11 protein-coding genes are annotated in these 14,667 nt (G+C 44.9%); 8 read left to right on the plus strand and 3 right to left on the minus strand.

What is annotated here, in order from left to right; genetic code table 11:
- Position 1 precedes the first annotated feature (1 nt).
- Positions 2 to 1,273, plus strand: coding sequence for a phosphoribosylamine--glycine ligase (gene purD, locus QNI29_RS02020; RefSeq protein ID WP_231419076.1), 1,272 nt, complete (start codon positions 2 to 4; stop codon positions 1,271 to 1,273).
- Here the strand turns inward: purD and QNI29_RS21100 are convergent.
- Complete coding sequence (locus tag QNI29_RS21100) at positions 1,245 to 1,349, minus strand: EYxxD motif small membrane protein (RefSeq protein WP_354665921.1); 105 nt, start codon at positions 1,347 to 1,349, stop codon at positions 1,245 to 1,247. The two genes, purD and QNI29_RS21100, sit on opposite strands and share 29 nt — an antisense overlap.
- Positions 1,350 to 1,586: 237 nt before the next feature.
- Entirely contained in the window at positions 1,587 to 1,850 is a 264-nt protein-coding gene (locus tag QNI29_RS02025; protein WP_231419078.1) for a YgaP family membrane protein, read from the minus strand.
- Between the two features lie 93 nt (positions 1,851 to 1,943).
- Here QNI29_RS02025 and QNI29_RS02030 point away from each other — a divergent pair, with 93 nt between their 5' ends.
- Genes QNI29_RS02030 through QNI29_RS02040 form a run of 3 tightly spaced genes read left to right on the plus strand, consistent with a single transcriptional unit; the run spans position 1,944 to position 5,164 of the window.
- Positions 1,944 to 3,683: an adenine deaminase C-terminal domain-containing protein gene (locus QNI29_RS02030; RefSeq protein WP_231419079.1), complete on the plus strand. Its 1,740-nt coding sequence runs from the start codon at positions 1,944 to 1,946 to the stop codon at positions 3,681 to 3,683.
- A 54-nt stretch (positions 3,684 to 3,737) separates the two neighbouring features.
- On the plus strand, positions 3,738 to 4,838 hold the full coding sequence (locus tag QNI29_RS02035; protein WP_231419081.1) for a DUF3048 domain-containing protein: 1,101 nt from the start codon (positions 3,738 to 3,740) through the stop codon (positions 4,836 to 4,838).
- A gap of 17 nt (positions 4,839 to 4,855) precedes the next feature.
- Entirely contained in the window at positions 4,856 to 5,164 is a 309-nt protein-coding gene (locus tag QNI29_RS02040) for a YerC/YecD family TrpR-related protein (RefSeq protein WP_231419083.1), read from the plus strand.
- 1,279 nt (positions 5,165 to 6,443) lie between these two features.
- On the opposite strand, the gene QNI29_RS02045 is transcribed toward QNI29_RS02040, so the two are convergent.
- Positions 6,444 to 7,832 (minus strand): glycine--tRNA ligase, encoded by a 1,389-nt coding sequence (locus QNI29_RS02045; RefSeq protein WP_231419084.1) that lies wholly within the window; start codon positions 7,830 to 7,832, stop codon positions 6,444 to 6,446.
- Between the two features lie 394 nt (positions 7,833 to 8,226).
- Here QNI29_RS02045 and QNI29_RS02050 point away from each other — a divergent pair, with 394 nt between their 5' ends.
- Genes QNI29_RS02050 through QNI29_RS02065 form a run of 4 tightly spaced genes read left to right on the plus strand, consistent with a single transcriptional unit; the run spans position 8,227 to position 14,376 of the window.
- Positions 8,227 to 8,916 (plus strand): heptaprenylglyceryl phosphate synthase, encoded by a 690-nt coding sequence (locus QNI29_RS02050; RefSeq protein ID WP_231419085.1) that lies wholly within the window; start codon positions 8,227 to 8,229, stop codon positions 8,914 to 8,916.
- Positions 8,917 to 8,931: 15 nt separating this feature from the next.
- Positions 8,932 to 11,172, plus strand: a complete 2,241-nt coding sequence (pcrA, locus tag QNI29_RS02055; protein ID WP_231419086.1) for a DNA helicase PcrA — start codon at positions 8,932 to 8,934, stop codon at positions 11,170 to 11,172.
- A gap of 15 nt (positions 11,173 to 11,187) precedes the next feature.
- Entirely contained in the window at positions 11,188 to 13,194 is a 2,007-nt protein-coding gene (gene ligA, locus QNI29_RS02060; protein WP_231419087.1) for an NAD-dependent DNA ligase LigA, read from the plus strand.
- A 15-nt stretch (positions 13,195 to 13,209) separates the two neighbouring features.
- Positions 13,210 to 14,376, plus strand: coding sequence for a CamS family sex pheromone protein (locus QNI29_RS02065; RefSeq protein ID WP_231419088.1), 1,167 nt, complete (start codon positions 13,210 to 13,212; stop codon positions 14,374 to 14,376).
- The last annotated feature ends 291 nt before the right edge of the window (positions 14,377 to 14,667 follow it).

Below are 14,667 nucleotides of genomic sequence, written 5' to 3' on the forward strand. Positions count from 1 at the left end.
CATGAATGTATTGGTAATAGGCCAAGGTGGCAGGGAGCATAGTATTGTTCAGAAGCTTGCTCTGAGTAGCCAAGTCGAAACGATCTTCGCAGCGCCTGGGAATGGTGGGATGACAGAGGCTGAGCTTGTGTCAATCTCAGAAACTGATCATGATTCCCTGATTGCTTTTGTGAAGGAAGCTAATATCGGCTGGACGATTGTGGGACCTGAAGTTCCTTTGCTTGAAGGTGTGGTGAATTCCTTTAGGGAAGAGGGATTGAACATATTTGGACCGACAAAAGAAGCTGCCCTTATTGAAGGAAGTAAAGCCTATGCAAAAGAAGTAATGGCTGCAAATGGAATACCAACTGGTGATCACCAGGTATTCTCCTCGATGGAAGAAGCCCTGCGTTTTATAGAAAGAGCCGAATTTCCAATCGTGATTAAGGCAAATGGACTTGCTGCTGGAAAAGGCGTGGTGATCGCTCAAGATCAACAGGAAGCTGATCAAGCCATTCGTGAGATGCTAGGCGGGGAACGGTTTGGAGAAGCTGGAGAGACTATTGTAGTGGAAGAATTCTTGGAAGGTGACGAATTTTCATTGATGGCGTTTGTTCATGGAACAAACGTTTATCCTTTGCTGCCAGCTCAAGACTACAAGCGTGCTTTCGATGACGACCAAGGCCCGAACACAGGAGGAATGGGCGCCTACGCTCCCTCTGAGAATATTCCTAGAAGTGAAGTAGACCGTGCGGTTGAAACGATCTTAAAGCCAACAGCGGAAGCCTTGGACCAAGCGGGGCGTCCGTTTACTGGGATTCTGTACGCTGGTTGCATTCTTACAAACGAAGGCGCTAAAGTGATTGAGTTTAACGCCAGATTCGGGGATCCTGAAACTCAAGTGGTGCTTCCTTTGTTAGAAAATGACTTGATGCAAGTCATCGAGGACATAGCAGACGGTCGTGACCCTCAGTTAAAATGGAAGCAAGCTTCTTGTGCAGGAGTCGTTGTCGCCTCAAAAGGATATCCCGGACCTTATGAAAAAGGGCATCCTTTGCCTAGTATGGAAGAAAACGCTCGTACGTTTTCAGTTTATGCAGGGGTGAAAAAGGATCAAGATTACTTAGTCTCAGCCGGAGGTCGTGTGTTGTTCGTTGGAGCAATCGGTTCGGGAGTGGACGAGGCAATTGAAGACGTATATAGAGCCCTTCACGCTGCGCCAAATCCGAATTTCTTCTTCCGTACAGATATTGCACGTCAGCGATCTACGTCTTTTTCTTCTGAATATAAATAAACAAAATGGCCACAATACTGCCAACAATTGTAGCAATTACAAACGTCATATCGGTTAAGTATTCCATAATATTCATGATAGCTTCACTCCTTTATAAGAGGGGCTGGCCCAAGCGTTGTAGCGCTAGGGCCAGTTTTTTTGTTGTGTTCTGGTTGATTAGGGCGATCGGAAACTGTCGTGATCTCGCCGTTAGGGGCGGGATTTAGACGTTAGAGAGCGCAATCTTGTTGTCGCGTTCTGGAATCTGGACGTTAGCGGGCTTAACTCTTCGTCTCAATCTGGAATCTAGACGTACGGCCCCCGCCTACGCTTTTCATGAAGGATTAAATGTGCTTTCTTCTTCTTCTCTTGTTTCTTGGTTGTGTTTGTTCTGTTCCATCATTGCTACGACTGGGCAGTAGCGGACGATGCCTTCGGCTACTTTCATGGATGCGAGCATGATCATCATCCAGTTGCCGTCTCTCCATGGTTTTCTTACCATTTTAGCTGTGGAGAAACAGAGCATGGTTAAGCCGAGTGTGATGCGGATCATTGCGTTGATAATACCGATGTTTGGACGTACCATTTTTTTACTCATTCCCTTCAAAACGTTAATGCAGTAAATGTTTGCGTGTGTTACGATAGTAAAAAGATGACAAGCTTTTACATTCAATAGATGGAGTGATGGACGATGAATGAACACCGTTACCGATGGCGCAATCGACAACTTCGAGAACATGTAGCAGTAGTAGATGGTGCACATGCTCCGTCGATCGTATTAACGAATGCCACGTACTTAAACGTTTACTTAAAACAATGGATAGAAGCAAATATATGGATTTACGACGATCGCATTGTCTATGTGGGAGATGCCTTGCCGGATTCGAATGAATCGACTGAGGTCGTTGACTGCACTGGACAATATCTTGTACCGGGCTACATCGAACCACATGCCCATCCGTTTCAGTTATATAATCCCCATCGATTAGCTCAATATGCATTGCAAACCGGAACAACCACGTTAATCAACGACAACTTAGTGTTGCTTTTTTTATTACACAAAAAGAAAGCGTTTTCTTTATTGGAAAACTTGAATGATGTACCAGCTTCGATGTACTGGTGGAGCCGGTTTGACTCTCAATCAGCACTTCAGCAAGAAGATCATTTTCTGAGTGATGAAGATGTTCAATCCTGGCTCGAGCATGACGCCGTTATTCAAGGTGGAGAACTAACTTCATGGCCGAGTGTACTGAAAGATGATGATCGTGTGTTGCACTGGATGCAAGAAACAAAGCGGAAGCGAAAACCGGTAGAAGGACACTTCCCGGGAGCATCTGAGAAGACATTAACGAAAATGAAGCTTCTTGGGACCGATTCCGATCATGAATCGATGACAGGGGAAGAAGTGTGGAATCGAATTCGGCTTGGGTATATGACAGCGCTCAGGTACTCATCGATTCGACCGGACCTTCCGAAGTTATTGCAGGAAATGAAGGATTGGAATATCAAGGTGTATGATCGTTTGATGATGACAACAGATGGAGCGACGCCATCCTTTTATGAGCAAGGCATTATGGATCGTTGTATTGAGATTGCATTAGAGAATGGAGTACCGGATTATGAAGCGTACAGCATGGCCTCGTACAATGCTGCAAAACACTTTGGAATCGATCACCGAATTGGGAGTATCGCCCCTGGTTGCGTCGCTCATATTAACTTTCTAAAGGACCTCGAGCATCCAACTCCGGTATCGGTGTTGGCAAAAGGGAAATGGGTGAAACAAGAAGGGCAAGCGGTTGATGGTATGACTACTTTTGATTGGGATAAGCATGATTTAAGTCCATTGCAAATTGACTGGGAGTTAACCGAACGTGATTTGCAATTTTCTATTCCTCTTGGATTGGAAATGGCGAATGAAGTCATTCTTAGACCCTATGCTGTGCAAACTGAATTATCCGGGGATTCTGTAGGTACAGATAATGAGGCCTTCTTAATGCTGATCGACCGAGATGGGAAGTGGAAAGTGAATTCAATGATTAAAGGGTTTACGCATTCACTTGGTGGTCTTGTCAGTTCTTATTCAAATACAGGCGACTTTATCTTCATTGGGAAGAATAAGTCTGATATGAAGATGGCTTTCGATCGAATGAAAGAAATCGGAGGCGGGATTGTACTGGCCCACGAAGGTGAGATTGTGTATGAGCTTCCATTACCTGTGGCTGGTATGATGTCTGATAAAGAAATGGAAACCATCATTTCAGAAGAGCAGGAATTAAAGCGCATATTAGGAAAGCATGGATATCCATTTCAGGATCCTGTTTATACGTTATTGTTCCTTTCATCTACGCATCTTCCTTTTATACGGATTACACCTAAAGGAATTATGGATGTAAAGAAGAAAGAGGTACTCTTTCCTGCAATAATGCGTTAAAATATAACTATGGTAAAGCAGTAAAGTATTCTTAAGGAAAAGGTGTGTATGGACATGCGTAAGTCGTTAGGCTGGGTGTTTTTACTCATGCTCCTTATCGTGACGGCCTGCTCGGTCGATCAAATGGCGAACAAAGCGAGCGCAGAAAAGCCTGCAGAAGGCGACGTCGAAGAACACTCAACGAAACAAGTGGAACAAACGGAGAAAGAAACGCCTGTAAAAGAGCAAGAGCCCGAGTTTGACAATATGTATCCTTTAACAGGTGAGAAAACGAATGACGATGTGAGTCATCGAATTATGGCTGTTATGGTTAATAATCATTCCTACGCCAGACCTCAAACAGGGTTGAACGATGCGGATCTCGTATATGAAGTATTGGCTGAAGGAAGTATTACAAGATTTGTAGCGTTTTATCATAGCAAGCAGCCTGAAGTGGTCGGTCCTGTCCGGAGTGCTCGCGAGTATTACTTTAACATAGCAAAGGGGTACAATGCGATCTACTTGTACCACGGGGCGGCTGAGTATATTGAGAACAAGCTAAGAGCAGGCGCAATTGATCATTTGAATGGGATGTACTATGATAATGATCGGAATTTATTTAAACGAGAGAATTTCCGCAAAGCTCCACACAATTCGTATATTCTTCTAGATGCTGTCTATGATGTAGCTAAACAAAAAGGCTATAGCGTAACGATGAATCATGAGCCTCTTCCGTTCTTAACAGAAGAAGAGATTCAGTCGCTTGATGGACAGCGAGCATCGAACGTAAAGATTACGTATTCAAACACACCTCAAGAAACAGTCACGTTCAAGTATAATCCTGAAGAAGAAACATACGCACGGTTCAATGACGGAGAAGCAACGGTAGATTATCAAACAAAAGAAGCCACTACGGTGGATAACATTTTTATTGTAGAAACGGGCCATCGGGTAATTGATAGCAAATTGCGCCGCGCCATTGACTTACAATCGGGTGGGAACGGATATCTAATCCAAAAAGGACAAGTGCAGCAAGTCACATGGAAAAACGAAAATGGCAGACTGTACCCTTTTAAAGACGGCAAAAAGCTAGGGTTCGTCCCAGGCAAAACGTGGGTCAATATCGTACCTGAACAACCAGGCTTAAGCCAATCCGTCTCAATCACCTCGCAATAACTAAAGGAGTGTCACACATGCAAATTGATAAATTAAGAGGCAAGGAATTAGACCAATTATTTAAAGCGATTCTAACAATGGAATCAGTAGAAGAATGCTATCAACTATTTGATGACCTAGCGACAATGAACGAGGTACAATCCCTTGCTCAACGTCTAGAAGTAGCTCGCATGCTTCGTGAAGGATTCACGTATCACAAAATCGAAAACGACACAGGCGCATCTACTGCAACCATCTCCCGCGTCAAACGCAGCCTAAACTATGGCAACGACGCCTACGCAATGGCTCTCGATCGCGTTCAAGAATCTGAAAAAGAAAACGAATAATGAGTAGGAAGACTACCCTTTGTGGGTAGTCTTTTTTTATGTAGAGATGGGAGAATTTTCGCGGGGGCTAGAGTCGGTTTGCATTCCGCTAGAGCCTCTCACGGGGAGCTTGAGCCATGCTTGGCAAACTTGAGCCGCTCCGCATTACGCGGGGGGTGGACTGGAGCCGGTTTTTCTTGAACTAGAGCCAGAAATGGAAAACAAGAGTCACAAATCAAGAGGAAGAGCCGGCTTTAGGATATATGAGCCGCTATTTCGGGCGCTTGAGCCAGAAAGAGAAAAAGTAGAGCCAGAACCACCTGAGTATGAGTCACTTATCTCTGACTTGAGCCGTTGCCCCCGAACTTGAGTCGCCCCACATTACGCGGGGGAACTGGAGCCGGTTTTTCTTGAACTCGAGCCAGAAATGGAAAACAAGAGTCACAAATCGAGAGGAAGAGCCGGCTTTAGGATATATGAGCCGCTATTTCGGGCGCTTGAGCCAGAACGAGAAAAAGTAGAGCCAGAACCACTTTCGTATGAGTCGCTTATCTCTGACTTGAGCCACTGCCCCCGCACTTGAGTCGCCTCCGCACTGAGCGGGGGAACTGGAGCCAGTTTTTCTTGAACTCGAGCCAGAAATGGAAAACAAGAGTCACAAATCAAGAGGAAGAGCCGCCTTTAGAAAATATGAGCCGCTATATCGGTCGCTTGAGCCAGAAAGAGAAAAAGTAGAGCCAAAACCACCTGAGTATGAGTCACTTATCTCTGACTTGAGCCACTGCCCCCGAACTTGAGCCGCTCCGCACTAAGCGGGGGAACTGGAGCCGTTTTATCTTGAACTCGAGCCAGAAATGGAAAACAAGAGTCACAAATCAAGAGGAAGAGCCGCCTTTAGAAAATATGAGCCGCTACATCGGGCGCTTGAGCCAGAAATAGAAAAAGTAGAGCCAGAATCACCCGCGTATGAGTCGCTTATCTCTGACTTGAGCCGTTGCCCCCGAACTTGAGCCGCTCCCCTCAAACTTGAGCCGCTCCCCCCGAACTTGAGCTACTCCCCCCGAACTTGAGCCGCTCCACCCAAACTCGAGCTATTCCCCCCCAAAAACATGGGCCGCACCTTCCCTATCTCTGGAAATTGTTTCACGTGTAACTTTTTTAACAATCAAATAATTAGAAAACAAAAGAGATCTAATACAAATAGACAAAAATAGTTAACAAATGATTGATTTCGATTCTAAACACAAAAGAACCCCGCATATCGACGTGGTTCGTCGGCATGCGGGGTTTTGAATGCATTTTAGTACGTTAATTGATCTTCAAGGAAGCTGCGAAGGTCGCTGATGTTCAGGCGAGTCTGTTCCATTGTGTCACGGTTACGTACAGTAACTTGACCGTCTTCTTTGGAATCGAAGTCGTACGTGATACAGAATGGTGTACCGATCTCGTCGTGACGGCGGTAACGTTTACCGATTGAACCAGCGTCGTCGTAGTCGACCATGAAGTGCTTAGAAAGGTCAGCGAATACTTCTTTCGCTTCGTCGCCTAGTTTCTTAGAAAGTGGGAACACGGCTGCTTTGTATGGAGCCACTGCTGGGTGGAACTTCATAACAGTACGGGAAGAGCCGTCTTCTAATTCTTCTTCTTCGTAAGCATCAGCAAGGAAGGCAAGAGCTAAGCGGTCTGCACCAAGGGCAGGCTCGATCACATATGGAATGTAACGCTCGTTTGTTTCCTGGTCGATGTATTTGAAGTCTTCGCCGGAGTGCTCAGCGTGCTGAGTTAGGTCGAAGTCTGTACGGGAAGCAATGCCCCATAATTCGCCCCAGCCCATTGGGAACTGGTACTCGATGTCTGTTGTGGCGTTACTGTAGTGAGATAACTCATCTTCACCATGTTCGCGCAGGCGAAGGTTTTCGCCTTCAATGCCAAGAGACTTCAACCAGTTGTGACAGAAGTTCTTCCAGTAATCGTACCATTCTAACTCTTCACCAGGCTTACAGAAGAATTCCATTTCCATTTGTTCGAATTCACGCGTACGGAAAATGAAGTTACCTGGAGTGATTTCGTTACGGAAGCTCTTACCGATTTGGCCAATACCGAATGGAAGTTTCTTACGCATAGAACGCTGAACGTTTTTGAAGTTCACGAAGATTCCTTGCGCTGTTTCAGGGCGAAGGTAGATGTCATCCGTTGCGCCTTCTGTAACACCTTGTTGCGTTTGGAACATAAGGTTGAACTGACGGATTCCTGTGAAGTTCTTCTCGCCACATGTTGGACAAGCGATGTCATGCTCGTCGATTAGCTTTTCCATTTCTTCAAATGGAAGGCCATCTACGACCATTTCTTTTCCTTCAGCTTCTAGTTTGTTCTCGATCAGTTTGTCTGCGCGGTGACGAGACTTACATTCTTTACAGTCGATCATTGGGTCGTTGAAGTTACCTAAGTGACCAGATGCTTCCCACGTTTTTGGGTTCATTAGGATCGCTGCATCAAGACCTACGTTAAGCGGGTTCTCTTGGATGAACTTTTGCCACCAGGCACGCTTTAAGTTGTTCTTTAATTCAACGCCAAGTGGACCGTAGTCCCATGTGTTCGCAAGGCCGCCGTAGATTTCAGAACCTTGGAAGATAAAGCCGCGATGCTTTGAGTGTGATACTAATTGATCCATTGTAGTTTTCTTAGACATTTGTATGTCCTCCTTTATCACTTCAAGATGTCGTCCCATAACAAATAAAAAAATCTCGTCACTGGGACAATGCCCAGGGACGAGATTAAACCCGCGGTTCCACCCTGATTGATGACTTGCTCGGTTAGCAAGCATCCACTTTATGCGTGCATACTCAGGAATGCCGTTTCTTTAAACCGTTCTCTGAGCTCGCACCGTCCTCAGATCGCTAGGGGAAGGGGGTTTAAATACTATGTTTCCGTCATCATATGATATAAACTTTTTTGTTTTCTAATAGTAGCATAGCTTTTTTTCATTCACAAGTCTACCCGGAAAAAGCCGAACTCCCTTTCGTTTTGAGGGGGGATTTTTGCTATAATGGATGAATGGAATATGGTAAACGGAGGCTAGTGCCATGTACGATATGAAAAAGTGGGAGCACGTGTTTAAACTTGATCCCAATAAAGAGATTTCAGATGAAGATTTAGAGAAAATATGTGAATCGGGAACAGATGCGGTCATTGTCGGCGGCACAGACGATGTGACGCTCGATCAAGTGTTGTCTTTGCTAGCTGGCATACGACGGTATTCGGTTCCTTGTATATTAGAAATATCCAATCTAGAAGCTATTACACCGGGGTATGACTATTATTTTATTCCAATGGTGTTAAATAGTTCAGAAAAACGCTGGATGATGGATGTCCACCACGAAGCTGTGAAAGAATATGGAGATATTACCGATTGGGATGAGATGATTGCTGAAGGGTATTGTATATTAAATCCTGAATCGAAGGCGTTTCAGGCAACGAATAGCGTCATGCCTGATGAGGAAGATGTGATTGCCTATGCCAGAATGTCTGAGCACTTGTTCCGCTTGCCGATCTTTTACCTTGAATATAGTGGGACTTACGGGGACCCAGGGTTAGTTGAGAAAGTTGGTCAAACGCTTGATCAAACCTTGCTGTTCTACGGAGGTGGCATCACGACCCCTGAACAAGCGAAGGAAATGAAAGCTTATGCTGATGTCATTGTTGTTGGAAATGTCATTTACGATAATATGAAACAAGCTTTACAAACGGTAGCAGCCGTAAAAGAACGAGAATAAAGGAGTGTCGCTCTCTTGAGCCCGTTAACAAACGACTTGCTAAAAGGATTAAACGAACAACAGCGTGAAGCCGTAAAAACGACAGATGGTCCGTTACTTCTTATGGCCGGAGCCGGAAGTGGGAAAACCCGAGTGTTGACCCACCGTATCGCTTATTTATTAGGGGAGAAAGAAGTTGCCCCGCGCAACGTGCTTGCGATTACGTTTACGAATAAAGCTGCACGTGAGATGAAGGATCGTGTTGGTGATCTTGTTGGACCAGAAGCACGAGACATGTGGATTTCGACGTTCCACTCTATGTGTGTGCGTATTCTGCGAAGAGATATTGACCGAATTGGGATTAACCGTAACTTCTCCATTCTTGATACAACCGATCAGCTCTCAGTTATTAAACAAGTATTAAAAGATTTAAACTTAGATCCGAAGAAATTTGATCCTCGTGCGATGCTTGGTGCGATTAGTACTGCGAAGAACGAACTGAAAACCCCAGAAGATTTCAGTAAAACGACGGGAAATTATTATGAGCAGCAAACAGCCGCGGTTTATGAGAAGTACCAGAAGACACTACGTAAGAATCAGTCTCTTGATTTTGACGATTTAATTATGCAGACGCTTACGCTTTTCGATCGTCTTCCTGAAGTGTTGGAGTATTATCAGCGCCGGTTCCAATATATCCACGTCGATGAGTACCAGGATACGAACCATGCTCAGTATCAGCTGGTGAAGATGCTTGCTAGTCGCTTTCAGAATTTATGTGTTGTAGGAGACTCCGACCAGTCGATTTATCGTTGGCGCGGGGCGGATATTGCAAACATCATGTCCTTTGAGAAAGACTATCCTACGTCCAAAGTGATTATGCTTGAGCAGAACTACCGTTCCACAAAACGTATTTTAGATGCGGCAAACGAAGTCATTCAGAATAACTCTGGTCGTAAGCCAAAGAACTTATGGACCGATAACGATGATGGGGAGTCGATCTTTTATTACCAGGCTCCTACAGAGCGTGACGAAGGGCTTTTCGTTACGAACAAAATTGAAGACATGGTCCGTGCGACGAAGTTTAAATATAAAGACTGTGCCGTCTTGTATCGGACAAATGCCCAGTCCCGTACGATTGAGGAAACGTTTGTGAAAGCAAATATTCCTTATCAGATCGTTGGAGGTACGAAGTTCTACGATCGTAAAGAAATTAAGGACTTGCTTGCCTATCTTCGTCTTGTTGCCAATCCTGATGATGATATTAGTTTCGGACGAATTGTAAACGAACCTAAGCGCGGTGTTGGTCGTACGTCTCTTGATAACTTACAAATGTATGCAGCGCGCCACGACCTTTCGTTATATGAAGCGGCTGGTGAAGTGGAACAGGTCGGACTTAGTAAACGGGCGACGAATGCGATTCGTGATTTCCACAAAATGATCCGTAATTGGACGCAGCAACAGGATTTCTTATCAGCGACAGATCTTGTAGAAGATGTGCTTAAGATCACAGGATACGAAGATATGTTAAAGAATGAAAATAGCTTAGAAGCGCAGAGCCGCCTTGAGAACATCAATGAGTTCTTATCGGTTACAAAGAACTTTGAAGAGCAGAATGAAGACAAGAGTCTGATTGCCTTTTTAACAGATCTTGCTCTGGTAGCGGATATCAATTCAGCTGATGAGGATCCATTCGCTGATGATAAGGTAACCCTTATGACGCTTCACTCTGCGAAGGGGCTGGAGTTCCCTGTTGTCTTCCTGATTGGCATGGAAGAAAGTGTATTCCCTCACAGTCGTTCCTTGCAGGATGAAGAAGAGATGGAAGAAGAGCGCCGTCTTGCCTATGTGGGGATTACTCGTGCTGAGCAGCAGTTATTCCTGACTAATGCAAAGATGCGTACGTTATTCGGTCGTACAAATATGAATCCAGAGAGCCGTTTCATCTCTGAGATCCCGGCTGAATTAATTGAAGGCAGAAACCAACAGCAATCTTCACCGTTTGGTGGAGGTTTCCAGGACCCTGCTCCATCAGGCTTCAATACAGGTCAACCGAAACCACCGAAGCGAAAGGCGACTACGATGAAAAAATCAGCAGCATCCGGTGCTGAGAGTGGTGATTTTGCAGTCGGTGATAAAGTCTCTCATAAGAAGTGGGGAGTAGGAACGGTTGTGAAAGTACAGGGAGAAGGGGACTCTAAAGAATTAGATATTGCCTTCCCTGCACCAAATGGCATTAAGCGCGTATTGGCTAAATTTGCCCCGATTACTAAGCAATAGCTTTGAGGTGAACGTATGAATAAAGAAGAAGCGAAGAAGAGAATTGATGAACTGCGACGTCAGTTAGAGCAATACAATTATGAGTATCATACACTTGATCAGCCCTCTGTTTCGGACCATGAATATGATAAGTTAACACGTGAGCTCATTGATTTAGAAGAAGAACATCCCGATCTGGTCACCCCTGATTCTCCTTCTCAGCGGGTAGGCGGCAAGCCTCTTGATGCTTTCCAAAAGGTTCAGCACGAAATTCCGATGCTCAGCCTGGGGAATGCCTTTGACGATCAGGAACTCCGTGACTTTGATCGCCGCGTGCGTGAAGGAGTCGACGGAGAAGACGTCAGTTACGTTTGCGAACTGAAAATTGATGGACTGGCGATTTCCTTAAAATATGAAGATGGTTTACTTGTTCGTGGTGCCACGCGAGGTGACGGGACAACGGGTGAAGATATTACCCAGAACTTAAAGACCATTAAAAGCATACCTCTTCGTATTGAGCAGCAGGAGCCGATCGAGGTGCGCGGTGAAGCGTTTATGCCACACCGTTCTTTCTTAGCGATGAATGAAGCTCGTGAAGCGAACGGAGAAGAGCCATTTGCAAACCCGCGTAATGCGGCTGCAGGTTCTCTTCGCCAGCTTGATCCAAAGATTGCAGCGAAGCGGAATTTAGATATATTTTTATATGGCGTTGGCCAGTGGGAAGCAGGCGAGCTTGAATCCCACAGTGAGCGCCTCGAGTATATGAAGTCTCTTGGATTTAAAACAAATCCAGAATGGAAAAAGTGTAACGATATTGATGAAGTGATCGACTATGTTCATAAGTGGACAGAGGAACGTCCGAACTTAAATTATGAAATTGATGGGATTGTCATTAAGGTAGACAACCTTGAGCAACAGGAAACGCTAGGGTTTACTGCAAAGAGCCCGCGCTGGGCAACTGCTTTTAAATTCCCAGCAGAAGAAGCCATTACAAAGCTTACGGATATCGAGTTAAGTGTCGGTCGTACAGGTGCCGTCACACCTACCGCTATTTTAGACCCTGTCCAGGTAGCGGGCACAACGGTAGGGCGCGCGTCTCTTCATAATGAAGACTTAATTCGTGAGAAAGATATTCGAATTGGGGACACCGTCGTTATTAAAAAAGCGGGGGACATTATCCCGGAAGTGGTGCGTGTCATTACAGAACAGCGTACCGGGGAAGAAGAACCGTTCTCTATGCCTGACGTATGTCCGGAATGCGGGAGTGATTTAGAACGTCTGGAGGAAGAGGTAGCCTTGCGCTGCATCAATCCAAACTGCCCGGCGCAGCTCCGTGAGGGACTGATTCACTTTGTATCCCGCAATGCGATGAACATTGACGGGCTTGGTGAGAAAGTAATTGCCCAATTGTTCCGTGAGAATCTTGTTCATACCATTGCTGATTTGTATAAGCTTGATAAAGATGAACTTTTACAGCTTGAGCGAATGGGGGAGAAGTCTGCAGATAACCTTCTTTCATCCATTTCCGTTTCGAAAGAGAACTCATTAGAGCGTTTGCTATTTGGTCTTGGTATTCGTTTTGTCGGATCGAAAGGTGCCCAGATGCTAGCCGAAGAGTTTGAAACGATGGACCGTTTACGTGAAGCGACGTATGAGGAACTGGTTGCGATTCAAGATATCGGGGAGAAGATGGCCGATTCCGTTGTGCGTTACTTTGAAAAAGAACCGGTTATCGAGTTAATTGATGAATTGAAAGAGCTCGGTTTGAATATGGAGTATAAAGGTCGTAAGAAAAGTGACGACGCTTTGGATTCTCCATTTTCGGGGAAAACCATTGTTATTACTGGTAAGATGGAGAATTACAGCCGAAATGACGTGAAAGCCCACGTTGAAGCATTAGGTGGTAAAGTGACAGGAAGTGTGAGCAAGAATACGGATATGCTCATAGCTGGTGAGGACGCTGGATCGAAGTATGAGAAAGCAGAGAAGCTAGGTGTTGATATCTGGGATGAAGCTCGCTTCCAATCTGCGTTACAGGAATAGGGAGAGTGGAGACGGATGAAACGGATCGCATGGATATTGAGCCTTGTCATTTTAATGGCAGGGTGCGCTCCGACCTATGATAAACAGGAAGAGAAATTAATGCAGGAAACGCAGGAGAACAGTCAGAGGGAAAAAGCGATTGTGCCGAAGTATAGTATATCTGATGAGTACTATCTTCCTCTTGTGCGTGAAGACGAGTATGTACCTAGTAAGGCCAGGGGAATTATCGTACGTCAAATCGATAATCGATTAGATATTGAAGAGATGGAAACCGGACTAAGACGTCATTCGAAAGCAGTGTATGATCCTGGTGAATACTTCTTTCAGGATGGTCAGTACTTAACCACGGATATATTAGATGACTGGCTCGACAGAAAAGAGAACTCAGACGGGAAAAATGGAACGCCGAACGGCTTAAACCCTTCCCTTAAATTGGGCGCATCTGAAGAGCAGTATCGCGATAATCCTGTCTACTTGTCTCATATCTTAGAACAAGATTTCTTTAAGAAGACGGAAGAGAATGTGGTCGACCTAAAAGGGATCTCAATCGGACTTGCGATGAAATCTCAGTATGAATTTCAGGTAGAGAAGTGGGGCGCATCTTATTATGAGGAAATCCCACGAGATGAGTTGCTTACCCAAGGGAAGAAGATGGCTCAGAAGGTGTTAGAACGTCTTCGGAAAATGGAAGACCTTCAAGATGTACCGATTATGATTACAATTTATCAGCAAGAGGCGAAGTCATCTGTGGTGCCAGGAAACTTCGTGGCGAAAACGACAGTTGAAGGAAGTGACATGAAGATTAGTAAATGGGAGACGGTGGATGAGAAATACGTTTTATTCCCTTCTGATGAAGCGGAGCAAAACTACAAGAAAGAATACGAGGACATGGTGGATTTCCAAAACGATGTCGCCAACTACTTCCCGAACTATATCGGAGTAGTAGGGAAAGGCTTCTATAAGAACGGGGAACTGGTCAATATGGAAGTCACGATCCCGATTGAATTTAAAGGAAAAGCCGAAATTGTCTCACTCACCCAATACGTCTATTCTCTCATTATGGAGAACTTCCCGAACTACTTCGGAATTGAAGTGAAAATCGAATCACATGAAGGACAGGAAAGTCTCATCGTCCGAAAACAAGGCGAAGACAAACCCTTCGTCCACATCTACGACAAATAACAAGAAAAGGACACCGCCTAAAGCGCTGTCCTTTTCTTTTATGCTGTAGAGGACCGCTGGGTGTCTGACACCCTTTAGTACTGTGCAGATACATAGAGTGTCTGGCACGCTTTACTCTGTTGCAGTGATTCCTTTATCTCACGACGGTTCAGTCTATACGTTGCTACCCGGACGCTTGCGCTTTTGAATATAGGCGCATGCCTATTTACTTTTTCTTTTAGAATATGTTAGAATTTTTTATAAGATTAAAACCGAGTAAACTTATAAGGATTGTATAAATTTACCCCAATG

It is taken from the genome of Pontibacillus chungwhensis (assembly GCF_030166655.1).
Lineage (GTDB): Bacteria > Bacillota > Bacilli > Bacillales > BH030062 > Pontibacillus.